This is a genomic window from Opitutus sp. ER46 (assembly GCF_003054705.1).
Classification (GTDB): Bacteria; Verrucomicrobiota; Verrucomicrobiia; order Opitutales; family Opitutaceae; genus ER46.
Map to the genome: position 1 here is coordinate 225,408 of NZ_QAYX01000024.1, position 23,925 is coordinate 249,332.

The 23,925-nt window shown below is 67.2% G+C and carries 17 protein-coding genes; 7 read left to right on the top strand and 10 right to left on the bottom strand.

The features are described 5' to 3' along the window. Nucleotides 1–71: 71 nt before the first annotated feature. Nucleotides 72–1,001 (bottom strand): cysteine synthase family protein, encoded by a 930-nt coding sequence (locus tag DB354_RS16385; protein WP_107836725.1) that lies wholly within the window; start codon nt 999–1,001, stop codon nt 72–74. A gap of 138 nt (nt 1,002–1,139) precedes the next feature. On the opposite strand from DB354_RS16385, the gene DB354_RS16390 reads away from it, so the two are divergent. Beyond that, complete coding sequence (locus DB354_RS16390) at nt 1,140–1,772, top strand: sigma-70 family RNA polymerase sigma factor (RefSeq protein WP_158277574.1); 633 nt, start codon at nt 1,140–1,142, stop codon at nt 1,770–1,772. Nucleotides 1,773–1,801: 29 nt separating this feature from the next. Here the strand turns inward: DB354_RS16390 and DB354_RS16395 are convergent, their stop codons facing one another. Continuing rightward, nucleotides 1,802–2,953 (bottom strand): helix-turn-helix transcriptional regulator, encoded by a 1,152-nt coding sequence (locus DB354_RS16395; RefSeq protein WP_107836727.1) that lies wholly within the window; start codon nt 2,951–2,953, stop codon nt 1,802–1,804. 341 nt (nt 2,954–3,294) lie between these two features. Here DB354_RS16395 and DB354_RS16400 point away from each other — a divergent pair, with 341 nt between their 5' ends. Together DB354_RS16400 and DB354_RS16405 are read left to right on the top strand one after the other, a co-directional pair. Beyond that, nucleotides 3,295–6,090 carry a TonB-dependent receptor gene (locus tag DB354_RS16400; RefSeq protein ID WP_107836728.1) on the top strand — a complete coding sequence of 932 codons (2,796 nt, stop codon included), beginning with the start codon at nt 3,295–3,297 and terminating at the stop codon, nt 6,088–6,090. A 118-nt stretch (nt 6,091–6,208) separates the two neighbouring features. After that, nucleotides 6,209–7,468, top strand: coding sequence for a TlpA disulfide reductase family protein (locus DB354_RS16405; protein ID WP_107836729.1), 1,260 nt, complete (start codon nt 6,209–6,211; stop codon nt 7,466–7,468). Between the two features lie 69 nt (nt 7,469–7,537). Here DB354_RS16405 and DB354_RS16410 read toward each other — a convergent pair whose 3' ends face one another. After that, the gene (locus tag DB354_RS16410) at nt 7,538–8,074 is read right to left on the bottom strand and encodes a TlpA disulfide reductase family protein (RefSeq protein ID WP_107836730.1); all 537 of its coding nucleotides are present in this window, start codon (nt 8,072–8,074) and stop codon (nt 7,538–7,540) included. Nucleotides 8,075–8,179: 105 nt separating this feature from the next. Further along, nucleotides 8,180–9,601: a tyrosine phenol-lyase gene (locus tag DB354_RS16415; RefSeq protein ID WP_107836731.1), complete on the bottom strand. Its 1,422-nt coding sequence runs from the start codon at nt 9,599–9,601 to the stop codon at nt 8,180–8,182. A 384-nt stretch (nt 9,602–9,985) separates the two neighbouring features. On the opposite strand from DB354_RS16415, the gene DB354_RS16420 reads away from it, so the two are divergent. Further along, entirely contained in the window at nt 9,986–10,969 is a 984-nt protein-coding gene (locus DB354_RS16420; RefSeq protein WP_107836732.1) for an aldo/keto reductase, read from the top strand. Here DB354_RS16420 and DB354_RS16425 read toward each other — a convergent pair whose 3' ends face one another. The 6 genes from DB354_RS16425 to DB354_RS16455 all read right to left on the bottom strand — a co-directional run bounded on the left by DB354_RS16425 (nt 10,970) and on the right by DB354_RS16455 (nt 20,087). Next, a complete protein-coding gene (locus DB354_RS16425) occupies nt 10,970–13,675 on the bottom strand; it encodes a PAS domain S-box protein (protein WP_107836733.1) in 2,706 nt (901 codons plus the stop codon). A gap of 192 nt (nt 13,676–13,867) precedes the next feature. Further along, nucleotides 13,868–14,608, bottom strand: coding sequence for an RNA methyltransferase (locus DB354_RS16430; RefSeq protein ID WP_107836734.1), 741 nt, complete (start codon nt 14,606–14,608; stop codon nt 13,868–13,870). Between the two features lie 245 nt (nt 14,609–14,853). Next, nucleotides 14,854–15,516, bottom strand: a complete 663-nt coding sequence (locus DB354_RS16440; protein WP_107836736.1) for a cyclase family protein — start codon at nt 15,514–15,516, stop codon at nt 14,854–14,856. A gap of 168 nt (nt 15,517–15,684) precedes the next feature. Then, a complete protein-coding gene (locus DB354_RS16445) occupies nt 15,685–17,334 on the bottom strand; it encodes a TonB family protein (RefSeq protein WP_107836737.1) in 1,650 nt (549 codons plus the stop codon). Nucleotides 17,335–17,558: 224 nt separating this feature from the next. After that, nucleotides 17,559–19,235 (bottom strand): Do family serine endopeptidase, encoded by a 1,677-nt coding sequence (locus DB354_RS16450; protein WP_146180294.1) that lies wholly within the window; start codon nt 19,233–19,235, stop codon nt 17,559–17,561. A gap of 384 nt (nt 19,236–19,619) precedes the next feature. Beyond that, the gene (locus DB354_RS16455) at nt 19,620–20,087 is read right to left on the bottom strand and encodes a PA2169 family four-helix-bundle protein (protein ID WP_158277575.1); all 468 of its coding nucleotides are present in this window, start codon (nt 20,085–20,087) and stop codon (nt 19,620–19,622) included. 116 nt (nt 20,088–20,203) lie between these two features. On the opposite strand from DB354_RS16455, the gene DB354_RS16460 reads away from it, so the two are divergent. From DB354_RS16460 to prmB, 3 genes are all read left to right on the top strand, one after another. Next, a complete protein-coding gene (locus tag DB354_RS16460) occupies nt 20,204–21,730 on the top strand; it encodes a glycine--tRNA ligase (protein ID WP_107836740.1) in 1,527 nt (508 codons plus the stop codon). 367 nt (nt 21,731–22,097) lie between these two features. After that, nucleotides 22,098–22,916, top strand: coding sequence for a rhomboid family intramembrane serine protease (locus DB354_RS16465; RefSeq protein ID WP_107836741.1), 819 nt, complete (start codon nt 22,098–22,100; stop codon nt 22,914–22,916). Beyond that, the gene (gene prmB, locus DB354_RS16470) at nt 22,876–23,817 is read left to right on the top strand and encodes a 50S ribosomal protein L3 N(5)-glutamine methyltransferase (protein WP_107836742.1); all 942 of its coding nucleotides are present in this window, start codon (nt 22,876–22,878) and stop codon (nt 23,815–23,817) included. The genes DB354_RS16465 and prmB overlap by 41 nt, the downstream gene beginning before the upstream one ends. Nucleotides 23,818–23,925 lie beyond the last annotated feature (108 nt).

Sequence of the window (23,925 nt, forward strand, 5' to 3'; positions counted from 1 at the left end):
GCAAACCCGCACCGGGAAACGCCGCCGGCCAGGGCTCCGGGGCGTGGTGGCAACCTCCGGATGCCGGCGGTTTAGTGATCGAACAACGGCGTCGAGTAGTAGCGCTCGGCGCGGTCACAGAGCACGGTTACGACGCGCGCGTCCGGGCCCAGCTCGCGGGCGAGCCGGAGCGCGGCGGCGACGTTGCCACCGCTCGAGGTGCCGACGAGCAGACCGAATTCGCGGCTCAGCCGGCGCGCCATGCTCACTGCCTCGCCGCTGGCGATCTTGACGATGCCGTCGAGGTTGGCGCCGACGAGCAGTGGCGGCACGTAGCCGCCGGCGATGCCTTCGATGAGATGACAGCACGGGCACTCGCCGGAGAGCATGGCGGCCTCGGCGGGTTCCATGGCGAAGACGCGGACGTTGGGGCATTGGCGGCGCAGACCCCGGCCGCAGCCGACGAGCGTGCCGCCGGTGCCGTACCCGGCGACGAACGCGTCCACGCGTCCCCCCGTTTGCTCCAGGATCTCGACGGCGGTGCCTTCCTCGTGGTCACGGGCGTTGATCGGGTTTTCGAACTGGCGCGGGAGAAAGTAGCGGGGCTCGCGGGCGGCGAGCTCCAGGGTGAGGTTGATTCCGGTGGCGTAGCCCTTGGTGGCCTTGAAGAGATGCACCTCGGCGCCAAGCTGGTGCATCAGGTGGCGGCGCTCGATGCTCGCGGTGTCGCTCATCGCGATGTGCACCTGATAGCCCTTGGCGGCGCCGACCATGGCGAGCGAGATCCCGGTGTTGCCGCTGGAGCACTCGAGAATGATCGAATCCGGCCGCAGCAGCCCGCGCGCCTCGGCGTCCTCGATGAGGCAGCGCGCGAGCCGGTCCTTGATCGAACCGGAGGGATTGAGGAACTCGGCCTTGGCCCACACCGTGAGGCCCTCGGCGGCGAAGCGCAGGGGCATGAGGGGGGTGTGGCCGATCAGGTCGAAGACCGGCGGATGGGCCGGGGCAGACGAAGCGGACATGGCGGCATCCTAGCCTGCGGATCCGGCTGCTGGCTATGGACCAAAGGGAGTAAACGTTCGGCGTTCGGCGGACCGTCCGAAAAACGGTTCGACAACCGGCGGCGATTGGCGCACCTGTTCGGGCACCCCATCACCCCAATGACGCCTGTTTCCCACGGACAAGGCCGTCCTTCCGCATCGGCGGTTGCCAAGCGCGAGGACCACGAGCTGGAGCTGCTGGATGAGACGATCCACCACCTGCCGAAACGTTGCCGCGAAGTGCTGGTGTTGCGCATGCGCCACGGCCTGACGCTCACCCAGATCGCGCGCGAGCTGGGCCGCAGCGAGGAGACCGTGGTGTCGCAGGCCTGCGCGGGCGTGCGGCGCGGCATGGAGTCGTTTGCCGACGAGGCCGCCGCGGCGCCGGGGGACGTCACCGACGAGATTCGCAATGCGGCCGCGGAGTGGGTGGTCGAGGAGGATCGCGGGCTGTCGCCGCCGGAGCGGGCGGAGCTCGAGACCTGGCTGGCGGCGGCGCGGGGCCACCGGGCGGCGTGGGAGGAAGCGCGCGCGGCGTGGCGACACCTGGAACGGTGCACGGAGCTTTCGGAGCGCAATGTGATGACGGGGGAGGACCTCACGCCGCTACCGGCGGAATCGGCGACCCCGGCGCGGCCGGCAGACGAAGGCGAGGGCGGGCCGACGATTGGAGTGTGGTCCAACTGGATGGCGGTCGCGGCAGCAGGGCTCCTCGTGCTGATGGGCGCGGGCTATGTGACTTACCTGCTCTAGCCTAGCCGGCCGGTCGCCATCGGCTGGCGCTACTGCAGGATCGTGATCAGCCGGGCGCGGCTGGGGACGCCGGCCTTCGCCAGGATGGAGTGCAACTGCTTCTTGATCGTGGGGACTGATTTCCCGAGCGCGGTGGCAATTTCCTTGTTGGCCAGGCCGCGGCGGAGGAGCGGCACGAGCTCGCGTTCCGCCCCGCTGAGGCGCGCCAGCAGCGCGGTGGTGTTGGGTCCGGGGTCCTGGTGGGCCGGACTCAGGTGCGTGACCTCGGTGATGCGGATGAGAAACGTGGGCGCGGAAAGGCGGAGGGCGTGCGGACGCAGGAGCGTGATCGTGGCCTGCAGCTCCGGGTGCGCCGGATGGGAAATCGTTCGCCGCAGGAGGCGGATCGCGCCGGGTTTCGGGCTGCTCCAGCTCTCGCGCAGTTCCCGGCAGGCGGTGCGCAGGTCCTCGGGGACCTCGAGGCGCGCGGGTGTTTTCAGCATCCGGGCCGCGCCCCGGCCGTGGGCCCAGGCGGCGCACATGCGGGCGGCATAGCGGTTGGCGTGCTCGAGTCCCAGCTGCCAGTTGAGCAGGACGGTGGCGACCGGCAGATCGAGCAGCGACGTCTCGAGATCCGTGCGAATGGCGCGGGAGTTCTCGAGCAGCCGCACGCGCTGCAGCGCCGAGGCAAAGTAGGGGTAGGCTTCCTCGAAGAGCGCGGCTTCGTCCGGGGAGAAGGTCGGCTGGTTGAAGGCGCGGTTGATGAAGAGCGAGCTGTGCACGATCGGGCCGGTCCGGAAGGACATGCCGAGGAAGTCGTGCCACCCCTCGGGCACCATCACCTCCTGGAACCAGATCGTCTTTTCCAGCTCGGCAAGCGCCGGGAGCGTCTGGTTCTGGCCGCGGTACACCTGGGTGTTGGGGTGGCGTTCGAAGTAGGCGCCGACGATCTGCGCGTGTTCCTGCCGGAAGGCGCGCTCCTCCGGGGTGCGGCCGCGCTTCGTGGGGAAATCGCTGCGCACGATCAGGGCCTGCTCGGTATCGACCTCGAAATCGAGGTAGTTGAGGAAGACCTCGCCGCCGGTGTGCGGCACGGCCGTGCGGCAGAACTTCACCGCGGCGTCCGCAAAATCTTCATACGTCACCGCCGCGCACACATCGAGCAGCGCGGTGGCGAGAGCGGGTTGGCGGGTGAGCAGCATGGCTGGTGGAGACGTCCGCGCGTCGAGTACGCAGGCATCAAAGCCAAGGCCGTGCCAGCGGCAGGGCAAGGCCGGAGCCCGTCAGCGCCCCGACGCAGGCTGGTCGCTGGCCACTGAAGCTGCCACCGTCGGCTGGACGGCCGCGCAGTTACCTGTTGCGCCGCAGCCGCTAGGCACCCTGGGCGGCGCCTCCCGGGTGGCGCGGGGGCAGATGCCTGGGACCGAGGTGAACATGACACGCCGCGGTCGCTTTCAACCTTACGGACCATTGGTGGTGGTCCGAAAACTGGTGTTTAATCCTTGTGTCCACAGCGTCCGGTCAGCTTCCGCCACACACACCTATGCAAAACGTGACTTCGCGCCGCCTGCGGGCTGCGCTTTTCGCGACGATTCCCCTGCTCGTCGCCCCGGTGACTCGCGCCGCCAGCGAGCCGACCGTTCCCGCCCCTGATCGTCCCCCGACCGCTCCCGCCGTGGTGCCGGTACCGAAGGAACCCGACGAAATCAGCGCCACGGCGCCGACGAAGCTCGCGCCCGTGGAGGTCACCGGTTCCCGGATACGCACGCTGGGCGCGGAGGTGACCTCGCTGCCGGTCTTTTCGCTCAACCAGATCGAGCTTGAGCGCCGCGGCGTCGAACGGCTGGCGGACATCCGCTGGGCGATTCCGCAGCTCGGCGCGGCGGTCGGCTTCAATGACAACCTGATGAACGGCGGCACCTCGCGCGCGCAGCAGGTGGGTACCTCCTTCAACCTCCGCGGCATCGGCGGCAACTCGACGCTCGTCCTGATCGACGGTCGCCGCATTCCGCACACCGGCCAGGAGGCGCCCGGCGGTGCCGGTGGCCGCGAGGACTTCAGCGTGGATGGCATCCCGATCTCGGCGATCGAGCGCATCGACGTGCTGCCGGAGGGCGCGGGCGCGGTCTATGGCTCGGAGGCCATCGCGGGCGTCGTGAACATCGTGCTGAAGAAGAACTACACGGGCGCCGAGCTGCGCGTGGTGTACGACAACACCTTCGACAGCGACGTCGGCCAGACGACGGTTAGCCTGGTCGCCGGCTTCCGCGCCAAGAAGCTGAGCACGTTCCTGACGCTCTCGTACGAGAATCAGAACGGGTTGGCCGCGAAGGACCGCTGGTTCTCGGCGACCTACGACACCCGCATCTGGGGCAGCACGAGCACGAGCTTCCTCTACAACGGCGCCGCCGGCACGGGCACGCTGGGTTCAAGCAGTTATCCGTTCTATCCCGGGCAGGCCAACCTGCCGGGGCTGACCACCAACAAGGTCAGTATCCCCACCGGCTCGAATGGCACCACCGCGGCAAACGCGGCCTACACGACCACCGGCGCGACGATTTACGATGCGGCGCAGTATGCCATGAGCATCGATCCCGCCACGCGGAAGAGCGTGATCTGGAAAAATGATTACGACCTCCTGCCGTGGGCGCGCGTGTACGGCGAGGCGCGCTGGAGCCGTTTCGAAAACAGCTATATCGGCAGCCCCGTCTCGCTCACCACGGCGCTTCCCGCCGGATACCCGGGCAACCCGTTCTCCTCGACCGCCTACCTCAGCAAAGTGTTCTGGGACCTCCCGCGGCCGCAGACCGAGTCAGCCCAGGAGAACATGGCTGTTACTCTGGGAGTGAAGGGCGACTTTCTTTCAACCTGGCGTTACGATGTGAATGCGAGCTGGGCCCGCAACGTCGTCAGCGACGACGCCATCGCCGCCGGGTTCAACTACAGCCTGCTTAACGCCGCCATGAACTCGGCCAACAAGCCGATCCTGGCCTACGACAGTCTGAACGGGCGCGATCCCAACGCCGCGGGCGTGCTCGCAGCGCTGATGCCGGTGGCGGATCACAAGGACACGACCGACACTTACCAATATAGCGCGACGGCGGATGGCACCGTTTGGGATGGTTGGGCGGGGGCCCTGCGGGCGGCGGTGGGCGTCGAAGCCGGCGAGGAGAAGGTGAAATTCTGGCGCGAGCCAAGTCCGGTGACGCCGACGTACGTCCTGACGAAGCCATTCTCGCGCCGGCTGGAGGCAGCGTTTGCGGAGGTGACGGTGCCGCTCCTCTCCAAGGACCAGCACATCCCGCTGGTGCATCGATTGGAGGTCGGCGGAGCGGTGCGCGCGACGGATTACTCCGATGCGGGCTCGGTCACCACGCCGACGTACCGCGCGCTGTTCCAGCCGGTGAAGTGGCTGACGGTTCGCGGCTCGCGCTCGGAAGGGTTCAAGCCGGTCCGGCTGTACGACCTGCAGGCGCCGGTTTCAAAGTTCACCTCCACACTCACGAGCACGAGCCGGGTGTTCGACCCGCTCCGCGGCAATGAAGCCGTGCTCGGAACGTATGACTACCTGAGCGGTGGCAATCCGACGCTCAAACCCGAGGACTCCGTCTCCCGGAATGCCGGCATCGTGATCGATATCCCGGGTCGTTGGTTCAAGGGTTTCTCGGTGTCCGCCGACTACTACGACCTCGAGTACTCGGACCGCTCCGGCTCCACGAGCCTGCAGAACCTGCTGAACTACTTCCCGGAGCGGATCTCACGCGCCACGCCCACGGCCGACGACATTGCGCATGGGTATGCGGGACGGATCACCGGCTGGGATGCCAGCAATCTCAACCTCGCGAAGGTCTGGACCAAGGGGTGGGACTACCAGGTCCGTTACCATCGGATGTTTGGCGCGAACGAGATCTCGATCATCGCGGCGCTCTCCGATCCCAATGTGATCTACACGAAGGCGACCCCGGCGGCGACCCCGTCCTCCACCTATGGCCACCAGCCGAAACGGGCGCGTTACTCGGCATTCTGGGCCAACGGTCCCTGGAGCGCCGGCGTCTCGGTCGCGCAGCAGGGCAAGTACTTCATCAACGGGCTGAGCTCTACGGCGTACCCGTCCATCATCACCTGGGATCCCCAGGTCTCCTACAACTTCGGCGGCAATCCCCGCTTCCACAAGGAAGCCCAGGAGTGGTGGGTGCGCGGACTGTCGGGCATGAAGGTGTCGTTGACGATCGTGAACGTCTTCAATCGTGAGCCGTCGATGGCCGATGCCGCGAACGGTCGGATCGTCGTCGATCCGCGGCTGCGACGCTACATCGTGAGCGCGGCGAAAAAGTTCTGATCGCGTCGGCTGGTGCTGCGCGATGCGGCGCCAGCCGAAGTGGCGGTCGACGGCGCCTTCACCGGCGCCTCCCTTTGGCTTCACTCTCGTCACCCCCATAACCGTCCTCCGTTTTCCTATGAAGAAGTCCCTCCTCCTGCTGTCGGCGGCGCTCGCCCTGACCGCGCAAGCTGCGCCTGACGCCAAACCGACCGGTGCCAGCGAGTCGTCTGCCGCCACCCCGGTCCCGGCGGTCGAAGCCAAGAGCCAAATCGAAGCCGACTATGACGCGGTGTTCACGATCTGGCGGCGCAAGGCCCCGGAGGAGCTGAGCCGGAAGGATCGTGCCTTCTGGAGGTTTCAGGACGAGACGATGCGGGCGTTCGCGGCGGCGGCGCGGGCGTTCGCGCAGAAGTACCCGAACGATCCGCGCCGGTTCGACGGGCTGGTGCAGTCGAGCTTCACGCGTCCATGGTTCATCGAGGATTTCAAACCCGCGTTCGACGCCCAGCCGGGCGAAAGAAACTTGATCGTGGACCAGGCGAAGCTCGACGCCTTCCAGGCCGAGCAGGCCAAGCTGCTGAGCGAGGTGGCGGCGGCGCCCGACGCGAGCCCGCGCCAGCGCGGAGGCGCGTTCTTTGCGTTGCTGGCGGACGCTCGCGGCAAGGCGCGGGCGGCCGGGCAGGCCTTTGACATCACGCAGTATCAGCCGCTCGTGGACCGCGTCGTCACGACCCTCGGTGACGAACGCATGATGCCGGTGGTCGAGCAATATGTTGGCGGATTGCGCGAACAGGCGCCGGCGGCGGCGGACGCCTTTGTGGCGCAGCTGAAGACGAACCCGAAGGTCGCGGTGGCGCTGCAGGCCGCGGAGGACCGCCAGAAGGCGGAGGAGGTCAAGGCAGCCGAAGCGGCGAAGCGCCGGGCGGCCGAGATCGGCACGCTGAAGTTCACCGCCGCCGACGGGCGCGAGGTGGATCTGGCCAAGCTGCGCGGCAAGGTCGTGCTCGTCGATTTCTGGGCGACCTGGTGCGGGCCATGCGTGGCGGAGATCCCGAACGTGGTCGCGAACTACCAGAAGTACCACGACCGCGGCTTTGAGGTGATCGGCATCACGCTCGAGAACCCCGCCTTTGCCCAGAAGGACGACGCTGCGGCGAAGGAGCGGAAGCTCGCGGCGGCGAAGCAGAAGATGCTCGATTTCGCCGCGAAGCGGCAAATGACCTGGCCGCAGTATTTTGACGGCAAGTGGTGGAAAAACGACTACGCCGTCGCGTATGGCGTGAACGCCATTCCGGCCATGTTCCTGCTGGATCAGGAGGGCCGGATCGTCTCGACCGAGGCGCGCGGACCGAAGCTCGAGTCCGAGATCCGGCGCCTGCTGAAGATTACCGACTAAGCCGGGGTTCCGGCCGGCAGGGGTTCGCGGGCCGGCCCGCGAACCCGGCGGCGGGTATTCAGGCCGAACTTACAGTTTGAAGCCGGCGGACTTGAGGGCCTCGTCCAAGGCTTCCTCGGTGTCAGGACCGGCGCCGACACCGGAGAACAGAATTTTCCCGTCCTTGCCGATGAGGTAGAACGTCGGGATGCCGGAGACATTGTACTTGGCCTTGGCGATGTTGCCGGGCGCACGGCCGGCCGGGTCGAATACCTTCAGGTAGGTCGTCGGCACCTCGGGTTTGGTCTGCCAGCCATCGAATGCCTCCTGCTTGTCCCAGACGCAGACGCCGAGGACCTGAAGGCCCTGCGCGCCGAGCTTCTGATGGAGGTTTTCCATGTGGGGCATCGCCTTCTTGCAGGGGGGGCACCAGGTAGCCCAGAAGTCGACGAGGACGACCTTGCCGCGGAAGTCGGAGAGCTTGACCGGCGAGCCGTCGGGCTTGTTGGCGGTGAAATCAGGAGCGTCGGTGCCGTTGGCAAGAAGTTGCGGACGATTCTGAGCTTGGGCGGAGAGGCCGAAGGCGGAGAGGAGCAGGGCGAGCGTAAGAAGCAGGCGAGTTTTCATGGTAGTACCGGCGGAAACTGGCGGAATCCGGGCGGATGGCAACTCGCCGGCGGCGGCCGCGGCGCCGCCCCCCAGTCGGGGAGGACGGCGTGGCGCGGGAGGAACTCAGAGCGGTTCGAATCGCGCCTGGAAGAACCGCAGGTTCTCGGGCTCGTAGACCATTTTGAGGCCGCGGGGCTTGTCCGGATTCTGGAACACGGCGGTGACGGACTCGGCGACGACATCCATGTGCGCCTGCGTGTACACGCGGCGCGGGATGGTGAGCCGGACGAGTTCGAGCTTCGGGTAATGGTGCTTGCCGGTCTTGTGGTCACGGCCGGCCGAGACGATGCCGCGCTCCATCGCGCGCACGCCGGCATCGAGGTAGAGCTCGGCGGCGAGGGTCTGCGCGGGGAACTCGTCCTGGGTGAGGTGTGGGTAGAACCGGCGGGCATCGAGGTACACGGCGTGACCGCCGATGGGCAGGACGACGGGCACGCCGGCGACCTGGAGCAGTTCGCCGAGGTACTCCACCTGGCCGATGCGCGCGCGCATGTGATCGTCCTGGACGGATTCCTCGATGCCACGGGCCATGGCCTCCATATCGCGGCCGGCCATGCCGCCGTAGGTGTGGAGGCCCTCGTACACGACGACCATGTTGCGGGCCTTGTCGGCGAGTTGGTCGTCGTTGAGTGACAGCCAGCCGCCGATGTTCACGAGCGGGTCCTTCTTGCCGCTCATGGTGCAGCCGTCGCTGTAGGAGCAAAACTCGCGGAGGATTTCGCCGCAGGAGCGCTCGGCGTAGCCGGGCTCGCGGGTCTTGATGAACCAGGCGTTCTCCACGGCGCGGGTGGCATCGAGCATGATGGGCACGTGCTGGCGGGCGCAGAGCTCCCGGACGGCGCGCATGTTGGCCATGCTGATGGGTTGCCCGCCGGCCATGTTGACGGTGGCGGCGACGCAGACGTACGGGACGTGCTTGGCGGTCGTGAGAACGCGCTCGAGCTTCGCGAGGTCGACGTTGCCCTTGAAGGGGGCCGGGTTCGCGGGGTCGTGTCCCTCGTCGACGACGACATCGACGAACTGAGCGCCGGCGTGCTCCTGATGGTAGCGCGTGGTCGTGAAGTACATGTTCCCGGGGACGGTGTCGCCGGGCTGGATCATGATCTGGCTGAGGATGTGTTCGGCGCCGCGGCCCTGGTGGGTGGGGATGAGGTGCTTGTAGCCGTAGTGGCGGCGGACGGTGTCCTCGAGGTGATAGAAGTTCTTCGAGCCAGCGTAGGCCTCATCGCCGAGCATGAGCCCGGCCCACTGCCAGTCGCTCATCGCGCTGGTGCCCGAATCAGTGAGGAGGTCGATGTACACGTCCTCCGAGCGAAGCAGGAAGGTGTTGTAGCCGGCGTCGCGGAGGGCGGTGGCGCGCTGGGCAGCAGTGGTGACCTTGATGGGTTCGACCATCTTGATCTTCCAAGGCTCGGCCCAGGAACGGCGGCGCAGTTGCTGGCCGGTGGTGCGGATCGGGGTGGAGGGGGCGGGTTCGGGGGGCATGGGGAAGGGAAAGTGAAAGTGAGAGTGAGAGTGAAAGTGGGGGCTGAGGGGAGTGTGGCGCCGCCGTTGCAGGGGGGGGTGAGTTGCAGGTCGGAAGGTTGCAGGTTCGATGGTTCGGCGGCGCGGAGTTTCAGGAGTCTTTCTCTTCCTCTTCCTCTTTCTCTTTCTCTCGGGGCCTGCTCGGCCGGCGGCGGGCGGGGGAGAACGAGAACGAGAACGACGGGACGGGGGAGGGGGTGAAGGGATAATATCCCGTTCGGCGGGTGGGCGCCAATGCGCCAAAGGGAGCAAAAGGCCCGGGCGGGGGGAGGGGCGGCTTTTGGGGCTCGGACGCACCACGGGAAAGAATTTGCCGCAGGCGGGGGCGGCCGCAGGTTCAGGCGCATGAAGGCACGGCTATTCGGACACACGGGGCGGAGCGTCGGCGAAGTGGGCCTGGGCACGTGGCAGCTCGGCGCGAACTGGGGCAACGTGACGGATGACGTGGCGCTTGCGACGCTGCGCGCGGCGTGGGATGCGGGGACGACGCTGTTCGACACGGCCGATGTGTACGGGGCGGGACGGAGTGAGACACTGATCGGGCGGTTCCTGCGGGAGACGCGGGCGAAGGTGTTCGTGGCGACGAAGCTGGGGCGCTTCAGCCCGCCGGGCTGGCCGGGGAATTTCACGCGGGCGGCGATTCGCGAGCACACCGAGGCGTCCTTGCGCCGGCTCGGGGTGGAGACACTCGACCTGACCCAATTGCACTGCATCCCGTTCGAGGTGCTGCAGCGTGGAGAGGTGTTCGAGCACCTGCGGGAGTTGAAGCGCGAGGGAAAGATCCGCGATTTCGGCGTGAGCGTGGAGTCGATGGCGGAGGCTGATTTCTGCGTCCGGCAGCCGGGCCTCGCGTCTCTCCAGATCATTTTCAACGTGTTTCGGCAAAAGCCGATTCACACCCTGTTCGCCGAGGCGCGGCAGCGGAACGTGGCCCTGCTGGTCCGGCTGCCGCTCGCGAGCGGGCTGCTCGCGGGCAAGTTTACGACGGCGACGACGTTTCCGGCTGACGATCACCGGAACTTCAACCGTGACGGGCAGCAGTTCAACGTGGGTGAGACCTTCGCCGGCCTGCCGTTTGCGAAAGGCGTGGCGCTGGCCGATGCGCTCAAACCGCTCGTGCCGGCGGGCCTGACCCTCGCCGAGCTGGCGCTGCGCTGGTGCCTCGATTTCGAGGCGGTGAGCGTGATCATTCCCGGCGCGAAAAACCCGGAGCAGGCGCGGGCCAATGTGCGGGCGTCGGAGCGGTCGCCGCTTGGGCCGGAACTGCACGCGCGCCTCGCGGATTTCTACCGGCGCGAGGTCGAGCCGCATATTCGCGGCGCCTACTAGTCAGGCCGGCGCGTTGGTGGCCTTGAGGGCGGCGGCGATGGCGTCGAGCAGCTCGGGTTCGCCATAGGGCTTGTCGAGCACGGTGGTGACGCCGAGCGCACGGAGTTGCTCCCGGCTCTCGTCGTCAGACGTCGGCGAAATCATGCCGGACATCGCGATCACGGGAAGCTTGGGGTAGCGCTGCCGCACTTCGCTCGTGAGGCGGATGCCGTCGAACTTCGGCATCATGATGTCGGTGATGACGACGCGAATATCGGTGGGGCGCAGCTCGAGTTCCTGCAGCGCCTCGGCGCCGTCGGCCGCGGTGTGCACGGTGAAACCGGCGCGCCGGAGCACGGAGGAAAGGACGGTGAGAATGGCGAGCTCGTCGTCGACCACGAGCACGTGTTCGCCCTGGCCGATCTTGCGGTGCGAATTGGCGCCCGCGGCGGGCGCGGGGGTGCTTTCGGGACCGGCGGACGGAAGGAAGACCCGGAACTCGGAGCCGTGGCCGAGCTGGCTCGAGACATCGACAAACCCGCCGTGGCCGCGGACGAGACCGTGAACCGTGGAGAGGCCCAGCCCGGTGCCGCGACCGCGGGGCTTGGTGGTGAAGAACGGCTCGAACAGATGGTCGAGCACGTCGGGTGTGATCCCCGTGCCGGTATCGACGACGCTGATGCAGACGTACTCGCCCTCCACGGCCGAGGGAATGCGCAGGAGGTCTTCCGCGGTGATGTGGTGGTTCCGGGCGCCGATCGTGAGGGTGCCACCCTGCGGCATGGCGTCGCGCGCGTTGAGCGCGAGGTTGAGGAAGACCTGGTGGAGCTGCGTGGGATCACCGACGACCGGGCGGGCGTCCGCGGCGATCTCGAGCTTGTGGACGATGTTCCGAGGGAAGGTCTCGCGGATGATGCTGCTGAGCTCCTTGAGGAGAATCTTTGGCTCGATGGCGAGCCGCTGGCCCTCGGCGCCGCGCGAAAAGGTGAGGATCTGCTGGACGATGCTGCTGCCCCGGCGGGCGGCGGCCTCGATGGGTTTGAGCAGTTGGGCGTCCTCCGGCGAACGATAGCGCATTTCGAGGAGGCCCGTGGAGAGGAGGATCGGCGTGAGGACGTTGTTGAGGTCGTGGGCGATGCCGCTGGCGATGAGGCCCACGCTTTCGAGCCGTTGCGCGCGCAGCAACCGCTTCTCGAAGTCCTTGCGCTCGGTGATGTCGCGGGCCGACGCACAGGTCACGCGGCGGCCGTGCAGCTCGAGGGCAACGGTGACCACTTCGACATCAAAGGTGCTGCCGTTGCGGCGACGGTGGCGGGTCTCGACGCGCACGGGCCGGACGCCGATCTGTGACAGGCGCCGGCGCAGGTCGTCGCCCGGATCGATCGTCCAATCCTCAAGGCACAGCTGCCCGATGTCGCTGCGGCTGAAGCCGCGCTGGCGGAGAAAAGTGTCGTTGGCCTCGATGAGCCGACCGTCCCCGTCGAGGAGGTGGATGGCGTCGACGGAGACGTCCATCAGCGCGCGGTAGCGGGCAACCTCGCTGGCGAGCGCCTGGTCGATGACGCGGCGTTGGGTGATGTCGCGAGTGACGCCGAGCAGCCCGGTGAGGCGGCCGTTGGCGTCGTGAAATTCGCTCACCCGCATCTCGGTCCAGACGGTGGAGCCGTCGGCGCGGCGCTGCTGGACCTCGAGCAGCCGGGTGCTGATGGGCTGGTTGCGTTCCACGGCCTCCCTCGTTTCCCGCAGCAGGTCATCGAACGCCCCGATGCTGTCCGGAGTAAAGATCTCGCTGGGTCGCAACTTGAAGCACTGGGCCGGGGTGTAGCCGAGGAGGCGCTCGATGGCCGGGCTGACGTATTGGAGCGTCGCGTCGAATCCGATGACCCAGATGACGTCCTGGCTGTTCTCGGCCACGAGCCGGTAGCGTTCCTCGCTGCTGCGCAGGGCGGCTTCCGCGGCGGCGCGCAGGTCTTTTTCGGCGAGTGCCTCGATGCCGAACTCGAGGTCGGCCGTGAGCTCGTTGAGCATGCCGAGGATGTCGGGCGTGAAGTAGCCCGCGGCATCGCTGTACACGATCAACGCCATGGGCGCCGAACCGGCGGGGCGGAACGGGATCGCGGCCAGCGACTTGGCGCCGCAGCGCTGACGCATGGAGGCAAGTTCGCCCGCCCGGGGACCGAGTTGTTGGAGGGAAACGGGCCGACCGAGGCGCAGGGTGTCGACGACGCGGGCGAGATCAGGGTCGACCGCGAGTTCGGCCGCGGTGATGGCGCTGGGCGGTGGCGGGCCGGCGTGGGCGATCGACACGGTGACACTCTCCGCGCTGTTGCTGCGGCCGATCCAGGCGGCGCAGAAGCCGCCCGGCTCAAGCAGGGCGTCGCAGATGGCCTGGCAAAGGGCCACGGTGTCGGTGGGGCGGATGATGCGGTGGTTGACGGCGGTGACAGTCGCATACATCCGGCGCGTCTGCTCGGCTCGGACCCGGGCGAGGGTGAGGGCCTCGGTTTCTTCGATCGTGCCGGAGTAGAAGCGACGGGCCCAGACATAGAGGAGCCCGGCGGTGATGCCGATGAAGAGGAATTCCTTGAACGCATCGAAGGCGATGCTGCGGTAGAGGTCCTCCACGGCCGATTCGAGCAGGACTTCGGTGACGAAAACCCACGCGATGCCGGCGGCGGCATAGGCGAGCGTGAGTTTTAGAGGCTTGGAGAGGGAGCGGGCTGACATACTGGCGGGAAGGCCGGCAGTGGCGCGGCTCAAGGATAGTGCGGGCGGCGGGGGAAGCGCTTGGATAAATCGGCGCGGGAAACGCGTAGCCGAGGGGAGGGCGCGACCATGCCCCTGCGTTGGCGGCAAGTAAAGCCACCTGACGGCCCCCGGGGCGAATTCACCCGCTCGGGCGTGAGCTTCGCGTGGGCGTCAGGCCGGCTGGCGAAGCCGTGCGCAGACGATCCCGGCGGCGACCGCGGCGTTCAGCGATTCCGCGCCGCCGAAGCGCGGGATCGTGATCCGTTGCGTGAGACGCGCGGCGACGGCGGGAGAAAGCCCGCGGCCCTCGCTGCCGATGACCACGATCGCATCCGCCACCGGCGTGAGTGCGTACAGGTCGGTGCCGACAAGGTCGCAGCCGAGGATCGGCACGCCCGGGCTGACCGTCGTGAGCGTGACCGGGAGGTCGGCGCGAAAGGCCGGCATGCGGGCGAAGGATCCCATGCTGGCGTTGATGACCTTTTGGTGGAAGAGGTCCGCGCAGTCGCGCGACAGCACGACACGGGCGAAGCCGAACCAGTCCGCGATGCGAAGGAGCGTGCCGACGTTGCCCGGATCCTGGACGCCATCGAGGGCGAGGGTGAGACCGTGGTCCAGTTCGCCGGACGCCAGGATGCGGTCGGGAATCACGCCGACGGCGAGGACGGAGGACGGTGTCGGGAAGTGGCTCACGCGCTCCATCTCGGCGACCGAGACCGACGTCACGCGCGCAGGCGAGTCGGGCGTCGGGCCCGACCACTCCGGGGTGACGTAGAGTTCCGAGAGCGGCAGCCGGGCAGCGAGCAGTTCGGTGACAACCTTCTCACCCTCGACAACGAACAGGCCGAGATCTTCGCGGTGTTTCTTCTCGCGCAGGGAACGCAGACGCTGGATTTCGGCCTTGGTGAGCACGGGAGGAGCGTCGCCGGTTGGCGGCGGCGCCGCAAGCGGGCAGAAGGTCAGATGTCAGATGTCAGATGTCAGATGTCGGATGTCAGATGTCAGATGTCGGATGTCAGACGTCAGAGGCCGGACGCCGGATGCCAGAAGACTGAGGCCGGATGCCAGAAGACGGAAGCCCGAGGACGGAAGACGGAGGACGGAGGACGGATCGGTCCGATCCGTCGGATCAGCCGGATCGTGGCCTGGCGCAGGGGCTAGGCGCTGGGGGCTGGGGCGAGCTCGAGCACGGGGCGGCAGAAGGCGCCGGAGCAGCCGGGCCAGTTTAGCGGAAGGGCCCAGAACTTGACCGGGGCGGGCAAAGCAAAGGCGGCGGGCGGGAAATGGAGATCCTCGACGACCCACACGCCGGCGCCGAGGAGGACGGTGTGGGTCTCCTCGTTCTGCGGGCCGCTGCCCCCGATGGAGTAATGGTCGATCCCCACGCCGCGTATCCGGTGTTCGACGACCCAGCGCGCGGCATCGGGGGCAAGGAATGGTGAGTGGTGCAGCCATTCGGGCGTCTTGGCGCGCTTGTCGCCCCAGCCGGTCGCGAGCAGCACGATGTCGCCGGGCGAGACGCGCGGCAGCTTCGGCGCGAGCAGGGCGGCGGAAATGGGGGCGTTGGCCGCGATGCCGCGCAGGTCGACGATCCAGGCCGGCCCCACGAAGGTTTCGAGCGGCATCTGGTCGATGGACTTGCCCCCCGCGATCTTGTGCAGCGGCGCGTCGAGGTGACTGCCGGTGTGCGTGGCCATGGCGATCTCCTCCATGCGCCAGCCGTCCTGCGGATGATCGGCGGTGCGCCGGAACGAGACCGGCACATGCACCGGGCAGTTCGGCGCGGCATCATAGAGCGGCTGGGAGAGGTCGAGGAGCATGGAGGAAGGGAATGAGGGAAGATGGGAGTGAGGGAATGAGGGCAAAAGCGGGGCCGGAAGGGCGAAGTGACGGAGGGGGGCGATTCAGGATCTTTCTCTTTATCTTACTCGTCCTCTTTCTCTCAGCGACGTCGGCCTATCGACTGGCCCACCGTCACCCTCGCGGTTTCATTTTTCCGCCTTGGCCGGCTTGAATTTGAAGGTGGCTTGGGTGCGGACGACGACAGGCTTTCCCTTGCTCTTGGGCGGCTCGTACCACCAGGCGCTCACGGCCTGCACGCCGGCGTAGCCGAACGACGGGGCGGTGGCGCTGACGATGCGCGGCAGGAAGACGTGGCCCTCCTCGTCGACGAGAAACTCCACGACGGCCTCGCCTTCCTGATTGGCGAGTTCCGCGGTCACCGGCCGTTTCGGGCCCGAGCGGGAAATTTGCTTCAGCGGCTCGTCGAGCGCCTCCGGGGACACGATGCGCTCGGGCCGGTTCTTCTCGAGCTTGAGGAGGGCATCGGTGTCCTCGTCGCGGTACTCATCACGGTTGAACGCCTGCTCGAACTTCAGCATGTGCGGGACCGGTTTGCCGTTCAGGCGCGCGGGCTCGAAGTCGAACCGCTCGAGGGCCGCCGCCGTGGCCAGCCCGAACTCGGGGACACTGGCCGCAACGACCTTTACGTCGGTGACCGTGCCGCGCGCGTCGATGAGCGCAACGACCGTCGCGCTGCCCTCGGTGCGGCCGAGACGGAGTGCATAGGGATACACCGGAAGCTGCACGTTGCGGAGCTTTGGGGCCGTGTCGTAGCGGAATTCCGGCGGCAGCTTCGACTGGTCCTTGATGACCGGAATAACGAAGGCCTCCCGGCCGCGATTAAGGGTGAACTGAATGGGGACCCGGATGCGTGACTTGACCGCTTTCCCTGCGCGCTCGGCGGGCCGGAATGTCCACTCACGTACCGCGGCCAGCGCAGGTCGGTTGAAGGCGGGATTGGTGGAGGAGCGAACGGTGGCGCGTTCGACCTTGCCAGACTCGCTCACCACGAAATCGACGGTGACCGTCCCTTCGAAGCCGTACCGGCGCATCGCGGCGGGATATCTTGGCGGCATACGGGTCAGCGGCTTGGCCGGGGTGGTCAGTGCCCACGGCGCGCTGGGCGGCGGCAGGCAGACAACCTTCATTTTCAGCTCGGCGGGGATGGGCGTGCCATTGTTGCGCGCGGGGGCAAACCGCCAGGACTTCACCGCCTGTTCAATCACGGTGGCGGCCTCGTCCTCGACGTTGTCCGGCAACTTCACCGTCGTGACGCTGCCGTTGGGGTCGACGGCGAGGGTGACGGCGACCTGCGCCTGGGGTTCGTTGCCGGCGGTCGGGTGTACCCGCGGAAACGCCGGGGTGACACTCAGGAGCCGGGGGGTGGCGGTGGGAGCATTTTCGACCGCGGAAACGGGGTTGAAGATGACCGCGAACCAGATGTTGCCGCCCACCTTTTTCCCGGCGCGCCGGGCGGGTGAGAACTGCCACTCGGACAGCCGTTCGCCGGCGGCGTCGCCAAACGCGCCATGGGTCGCGGCCACGACGGAGGTGCCGGTGCTTTTGCCATCGGCCGTGAGCTCACGGCGCACGATCGTGTAGCCCGGTACGGTGGTTCCGAGTGCCTTGGCCGGGTACTCCAGAATGAAGGGGGCCTTGGGCGCCGGCATCTCGTCGGGCGCCGGGTCGGCACTGTACCAGACGGGACTGGTGACGAAAGCGTCTTGGGCGCGGAGGGCGGGGCTGAGCAGCGTGGCGCAGAGCGCGAGGACAACGGGGAGGCGACGAGGCTTCATGGGGTGGCGTGCCGGCGCAAAGCGAGGTGGCGCGAGCACTTTGTGCAACGGGATGCCCAACTGCTTTGGCGTTGGCAAGCCGCGGAGCGGTCGTAGGCAACCAACCCCTCGAATTGGGACATTCGCCGCGGACGTCGTCGCCGCGTCTCCGTCCCATGTGGGTCCGGCGCAATGGGTGCAATCGGCCAGGAGCGCTGATGACCCAATCCCGCCGCGAGCGGGAGCTACTTCTTCGACTCGTCGACGACGACGAACCGCGTGCCGCCGGCGCGCCAGATCAGGATCATGACCTTGGGGCCCTTGATCTGCTCGCTGAGCTTAACGGCCTCGTCGGCGTTGCGGGTCGGCTTGCGGTCGAGCTCCAGAATGACGTCGCCCTCGCGCAGGCCCTGTTTGGCGGACGGGCTGTCGGGATCGATTTTCGTGATCAGGGCGCCCTTGATTCGCGCCGGGATCTGCAGCTCGTCGCGCATCTCGGGGGTGATGTCGCCGACGGTCACGCCGTTGAGCACGCCGTCGTCACTGGCTTCGGCGTCGTTGTCCTCGTCGCCACCGGTGCTGCCCGCGAGCCGGTTGGGGCGCAGGCCGAGCTTGGCGCGGACCTGGGCAGGCTTGCCGTCGCGCAGGTAGTCGACGGTGACCTCGGTGCCGGGTGCGAACTGGGTGACCTGGAGCTGGAGGTGGCGTTGGTCGCGGATCTCCACGCCGTTGACCTTGGTGATCACGTCGCCGGCCTTCAGGCCGACCTTCTCCGCGGGACTGTCGGCGCTGACCTCGGTCACGAGGGCGCCGCGCTCGGCGCCGAACGAGGCAGCGATGTCCTCGGTGAGATCTTGGGTGGAGACGCCGAGGAAGCCGCGTTCGACGCGGCCCTTGGTGACGATCTGTTCGGCGACGAAGCGGACGAGGTTGGCGGGAATGGCAAAGCCCACGCCGTTGAACCCGCCGCTACTGCTGAGGATGGCGGTGTTGATGCCGACGACGCGGCCGTCGCTGTCGATCAGCGCGCCGCCGGAGTTGCCGGGGTTGATGGCGGCATCGGTCTGGATGAAGTCCTCGAGTTGCTCGATCCCGAGCTGGCCGCGGCTGAGCGCGCTGACGATGCCGCGGCTAACGGACTGCCCGATGCCGAACGGATTGCCGATCGCGAGCACGACGTCGCCCACCTGCAGTTGGTCGCTGTCGCCGAACACGGCGGGCGCGAGCGGGGCGACCGGCTCGATCTTGAGGACGGCGATGTCGGCGAGCGCATCGCGGCCGATGACCTTGGCGACCTGCTTTTTGGTCGACTCGCCAATGGAGACCTCGACCTCGTCGGCGCCGGAGATCACGTGGTTGTTGGTGAGGATGTAGCCGTCGGCGGAGACGACGACGCCGGAGCCCAGACCGCGCTCGACGCGGTCCGGCATGCGACCGCTGCGCCCCTGGCGGTGACCGGGGATGTCGAAGAAGCGGCGGAACATCGGGTCGTTGAGAAACCCGGAGAGATCCTGGCCCTTCACGGTCTTCTTCGAATAGACGAACACGACGCTCGCGGCGGTCCGGCGGACGACGGGAGCATAGCTGACGCGATCGGGTGCGTCGCGGTTGATCGGCTTCGGGTCGATGACGAGCCTGAGCGGCGCGCGCTTGGCAAGGTCGGCGGCACTGTCCGCCGGTTCGCCCTTGGCCGGCTTCTTCGCGTCGCCCTTGCGCAGGGATGGCTCGTCGGGAACGACGGTCTTGCCGGGCGCCAAGGCGCCTTCCTGCGGCTGGACGCGCTCGCTGGCGGCGGGCTGGTCCTTGGCGTTGCGCTTGTTGTCGATCAGCGCGTCGCCCGCGAGGGCGCGGCTGAGTGGCAGTAGGGTGAACGCCAGGGCGAGGAGAAGGCGCGGGGAGGACCGACGTGAAAAGGGATGCATGACGAGGGAAATGGACCGGCGCGAGGAGGCGAGGTGACGGAGGAGGCCGAGGGTGTGCCAGAGAACGGGCACATTGGGTGCTCGATCGTGGCAATCGGCTCGGGTGGAGGGAGGTTGCTACACGCCGTGGGGCGAAAAGCAAACCGGGGGCTGGTGATTGAGCGTTTCACGGGCGGGACACGGAGGTCACAGAGGTCGGAGGAGGGCACGGAGCGGAGACCTGACCGGGCTGGGGGTTTTCCTCCGTGTGCTCCTCCGTCCTCTGTGCGCTCTGTGACGAGAACGAGAACGAGAACGAGAACGAGAACGAGAACGAGGGCCAGGGCGGCTATCGTAACGGGGACCGGCCCTCAATCCCTCCTCTGTGACGAGAACGACGGTCGCTTAGGTCCGGGCGAGGGTCGCGCGGTCGCGCAATTGTTTCACGCGATCGTGGGCGGCCTGGATCTTTTCGTAATGGGTCTGCAGGAGGGCGTGCGTCGCGGGATCGATCCCGTCGGTGCGCAGCGCCGCCTTGATCGCGTCCACGGCGATGTCCTCGCCGCGTTCCATTTCGGTGAGCAGGGCCGCGGTCGGGTTAGCGGCGGTGGCGGAACGGAGGTCCATCCAGGTCCGATGGACGCCGCCGGCTGCGGTGGCGGGCGCATCGTCCGGGTCGCCTCGGAGGACGCGAATCCGCTTGGCGCATTCCTTGACGAGGCGGAGGAGTTCCTTCCGGTACGGCTCGAGTTCGCGGCGCACCTCGAGGTCAGGGAGATCGCGGGCGGCGGTGGCATAGCCCTCGGCGCTGTCGCGGTAGATTCGCAACAGCGCGAGGAGCGTGGACAGGGCAATGTCTTCCTCGGGACGCATTCGCCCCATAGTGTCCCCGGCGAGCCGATGGTTCGCTACCGGGGACTCGCCGGAGCGGCAGCGGTGTGAGGCCGGCATTGACCGCGCCCGCGGCACCCGGCTAACTCTCGCGCCTTATGTCCGCCGAATCCTCCGCTCCTGCCGCGTCCATGGACGCCATCGTCGCGCTCGCGAAACGCCGTGGCTTCATCTTCCAGTCGTCCGAGATCTACGGCGGTTTGAACGGCTTCTTCGATTACGGTCCGCTGGGCGTGGAGTTGAAAAAGAATATTCGCGACTGCTGGTGGAACGACATGGTGCGCCGCCGCGAGGACGTGGTGGGCCTCGAGAGTTCGATCATCATGCACCCCAAGGTTTGGGAAGCGTCTGGCCACGTGGCCGGCTTCACGGATCCCCTGGTCGACTGCAAGGTGAGCAAGCAGCGTTACCGGGCGGACCAGCTGTTCTTCGCCCCCGTCGTGGTTGACGGCAAGGTGGTGGGCTACGTGTCGGCCCTCGAGAGCGAGCGCACGACGGCTGCGCTGCAGGAGGCGGCCGAGACCCTCAAGCGCAAGAAGGCGATCCAGGGCCAGCTCGCGCCGGTGCAGCCCCGCGACATGACCGAGGCGAAGCCGGAGGAGATCGCGCTGATACCGTCGCCGGCGACGGGCGAGCCGGGCAGCCTGACGCCCCCGCGCGCGTTCAACATGATGTTCGAGACGTACGTCGGCCCGATGCGCGACTCGTCGGCGGTGGCTTACCTGCGGCCGGAGACAGCGCAGGGCATGTTCGTGGATTTCCGCAACGTGACCGACACCGGCCGCGTAAAGCTGCCCTTTGGTATCGCTCAGGTGGGCAAGTCCTTCCGTAACGAGATCACGCCGCGCAACTTCATCTTCCGGTCGCGTGAGTTCGAGCAGATGGAAATGGAGTACTTCATCCATCCGGACGCCGACTGGCTGAAGTGCCACGAAGAGTGGCTGCAGTGGTGTCAGAACTGGCTGCTCTCGATCGGCTTGCCGGCTTCGAAGCTGTCGCTGTTTGAGCACGCGAAGGAGAAACTGGCGTTCTACTCGCGCCGGACGGTGGACATCATGTTCGAGTACCCGTTTGGCGTGCAGGAGCTTTGGGGTATCGCGGCGCGCAGCGACTACGATCTCCAGCAGCACCAGAAGTTCAGCGGCGTGCCGCAGACGTATTTCGACGAGGCGACGAAGCAGAAGGTCGTCCCGCACGTGATCGAGCCGGCGGTCGGCGTCGACCGCATTCTCCTGGCCGTGCTTTGCGCCGGCTATGCGGAGGAGGACGTGACTGACGACAAGGGCAAGGTCGAGAAGCGGACGGTGCTGCGGCTGTCGCCGCGCGTTGCCCCGGTGAAGGTGGCGGTGCTGCCCTTGTTGAAGAACAAGGAGGCGCTGGTGGCCCGGGCGCAGGCGCTCTACACGAAGCTGAAGCGCAAGTACGCGGTGTTCTACGACGAGGCGGGCGCGATTGGCCGCCGGTATCGTCGTCAGGACGAGATCGGCACGCCGTGGTGCGTGACCATCGACTTCGACACGATCGAGAAGGATGGCACCTTCACGCTGCGCGAGCGCGACTCCATGCAGCAGCGCCGGATCAACGAAGCCGAGCTCTTCGCGCTGCTGGACGAAGCCGTGTACTGATCGACGGCAGTCGCGCGCGCTGAACCGCGCGCGCGACGTTCGCACGTTGCAGGTTCCCGAACCACGGAAGGGCGGAGGGTGGAACCGCGAAAGGCGCGAACAGGCGCGAAAACGTGGGGTGGGCGGGCGGTGGCGCCGATGTTGGCAGGTTGCAGGTTTGAAGGTGGCAGGTTCGGAACCACGGAGGGCCGAGGACCGCGGATTTTCGCGGGTGGGTTTGCGGCCGTTCGCGGTTCAAACCGGGCTTAACCACGAATGCACACGAATGGACACGACGGTTGGGAGACGGAGTCCTGCCGTGGAACGGCTGGACCGTTCGTTCGCTTGCACTTGGGCGGGGCATGCGCCCAGTGTTTCCGCTTTCCTGATGTCTCTGCTCGACCGACTTGAACGAATCTTTGGCCGCTTCGCGGTGCCCAACCTCGCCCTGTACCTGGTGATCGGGCAGGTGTTCGTGTTTGTCTCACGGATGTTCGGGCTGCTGCCGGTGGAGAAGCTGATGTACGCGCCGGTGCTGGTGCTGCAGGGCGAATGGTGGCGGCCGCTCACGTTCATGTTCGTGATCCCGCTCCCGCAAGGGTTGTTCGGGTACGTGTTCACGGCGTTCGGTTGGTACCTGTTCTACATGATGAGCAGCGCGATGGAGTCCTACTGGGGCGTCTTTCGCTTCAACCTGTTCCTCTTCACTAACTGGCTGCTGACGGCGGCGCTGGCGTTCGTCACGCCCTACACGCCGGTGACGAATCTCTACATTCTGGGCGCGGTGTTCCTGGCGTATGCGTTCATCAACCCGGACTTCGAGTTGCTGCTGTTCTTCGTGCTGCCCCTGAAGATCAAGTGGATCGCGCTCTTCACGTGGGCGCTGTACGGCGTGAACTTCTTCCTCGGCAGCTGGGGGCTGCGGCTGCAGATCGCGGCGGCGGCGATCACGTTCCTGCTGTTCTTCGGCAGCACGATGCTGCGCGGCGCGCGGCAGAGTCAGCGGCAGTCCGCCGCCCGCACCGAACGCGCGCGTGAGCAGGTGCAGCCGCGGCATGTGTGCTACGTCTGCGGCAAGACCGACCTCTCGCATCCGGACCTGGATTTCCGCTACTGCTCCAAGTGCGCCGGCGACCAGTGTTACTGCCCGGAACACATTCACAATCATGCCCACGTCGTCGCGTCGGAAGACCAGGCCGGCCACTGATCCCTTCGCGGGCGCCGCGGCGCTCGAGACGCCCGGGGCGTGGCTCGCTTTCGCGGAGAAACTGCTCGAGGAGCGCGGCGTGGCGCTCGGGCAGGTCGCGACCGACGCGCATGACGAGGCGTTGTACCTGATTCTTCGGACGCTCGGGTTTGAGCTCGATGTGCCGGTTTCGGTGCTGCGGCGCCGGCTCACGCCGGCGCAGCGCGCGAGTCTGGAGGCCGTCTTTTGCCGGCGCGTGATCGAGCGCGTGCCGGCGGCGTACCTCACGCGCGAGGCGTGGCTGGGTGAGCACCGGTTCTACGTCGACGAGCGGGTGATCATCCCCCGCAGCTACTTTCTCGAACTCATCCCCGGGCAACTGGGCGAGTGGCTGCCGGAGGGTGGCGCGAACGTCCGCCACGCGGTCGACGTCTGCACCGGCTCGGGCTGCCTCGCGATCCTGCTCGCGCACCAGTTTCCCTCGGCGCGCGTGGATGCCTGTGACCTGTCGGCCGACGCACTGGCGGTAGCGAAGCGCAACGTGCACGAGCACGGCGTGGCGTCGCGCGTGCATTTGTACCAAAGCGACGTGCTCGATGCGGTGCCGCCGGCGAAGTACGACATCATCCTCAGCAATCCCCCGTACGAGCCAAGCGGACTCGTGGACCAGCAGACCCCAGAGTTCGCGGCGGAGCCGCGGATGGCGCACGACGGCGGCGCCGACGGGCTCGTCGTCATTCGCAAGCTGTTGCGGCAGGCCCGAGCGCGATTGCAGCCGCATGGCATCGTCGTGATCGAGGTCGGCGGGCTGCGCGAAGCGATCGATCGCGAGTTCGGCAAACTCCAACCGCAGTGGCTGCCCACGGCGGACGGCACCGACTGCGTCGTGCTCTTCCAGGCACACCGGCTCGGGGAAGGCTGAAGGAAGCCAACGCTGAAGGAAGCGAAGGTTGAAGGCGGAAAGCTGATAGGCGGAAATCGGACGACTGAAAGCTGAGGGTGGAAGGCGGAGGTTGGGCCAGCGAGAACG

Excerpts from the sequence above, each read along its gene's own strand:
- DB354_RS16425 (WP_107836733.1), bottom strand. The coding sequence starts at position 13,675 with ATGTCAGCCCGCTCCCTCTCCAAGCCTCTAAAACTCACGCTCGCCTAT.
- DB354_RS16410 (WP_107836730.1), bottom strand. The coding sequence starts at position 8,074 with ATGAAAACTCGCCTGCTTCTTACGCTCGCCCTGCTCCTCTCCGCCTTC.
- prmB (WP_107836742.1), top strand. The coding sequence starts at position 22,876 with ATGCCCACGTCGTCGCGTCGGAAGACCAGGCCGGCCACTGATCCCTTC.
- DB354_RS16400 (WP_107836728.1), top strand. The coding sequence starts at position 3,295 with ATGCAAAACGTGACTTCGCGCCGCCTGCGGGCTGCGCTTTTCGCGACG.
- DB354_RS16440 (WP_107836736.1), bottom strand. The coding sequence starts at position 15,516 with ATGCTCCTCGACCTCTCCCAGCCGCTCTATGATGCCGCGCCGAACTGC.
- DB354_RS16445 (WP_107836737.1), bottom strand. The coding sequence starts at position 17,334 with ATGAAGCCTCGTCGCCTCCCCGTTGTCCTCGCGCTCTGCGCCACGCTG.
- DB354_RS16465 (WP_107836741.1), top strand. The coding sequence starts at position 22,098 with ATGTCTCTGCTCGACCGACTTGAACGAATCTTTGGCCGCTTCGCGGTG.
- DB354_RS16420 (WP_107836732.1), top strand. The coding sequence starts at position 9,986 with ATGAAGGCACGGCTATTCGGACACACGGGGCGGAGCGTCGGCGAAGTG.
- DB354_RS16460 (WP_107836740.1), top strand. The coding sequence starts at position 20,204 with ATGTCCGCCGAATCCTCCGCTCCTGCCGCGTCCATGGACGCCATCGTC.
- DB354_RS16385 (WP_107836725.1), bottom strand. The coding sequence starts at position 1,001 with ATGTCCGCTTCGTCTGCCCCGGCCCATCCGCCGGTCTTCGACCTGATC.
- DB354_RS16455 (WP_158277575.1), bottom strand. The coding sequence starts at position 20,087 with ATGCGTCCCGAGGAAGACATTGCCCTGTCCACGCTCCTCGCGCTGTTG.
- DB354_RS16405 (WP_107836729.1), top strand. The coding sequence starts at position 6,209 with ATGAAGAAGTCCCTCCTCCTGCTGTCGGCGGCGCTCGCCCTGACCGCG.
- DB354_RS16450 (WP_146180294.1), bottom strand. The coding sequence starts at position 19,235 with ATGCATCCCTTTTCACGTCGGTCCTCCCCGCGCCTTCTCCTCGCCCTG.
- DB354_RS16415 (WP_107836731.1), bottom strand. The coding sequence starts at position 9,601 with ATGCCCCCCGAACCCGCCCCCTCCACCCCGATCCGCACCACCGGCCAG.
- DB354_RS16395 (WP_107836727.1), bottom strand. The coding sequence starts at position 2,953 with ATGCTGCTCACCCGCCAACCCGCTCTCGCCACCGCGCTGCTCGATGTG.
- DB354_RS16390 (WP_158277574.1), top strand. The coding sequence starts at position 1,140 with ATGACGCCTGTTTCCCACGGACAAGGCCGTCCTTCCGCATCGGCGGTT.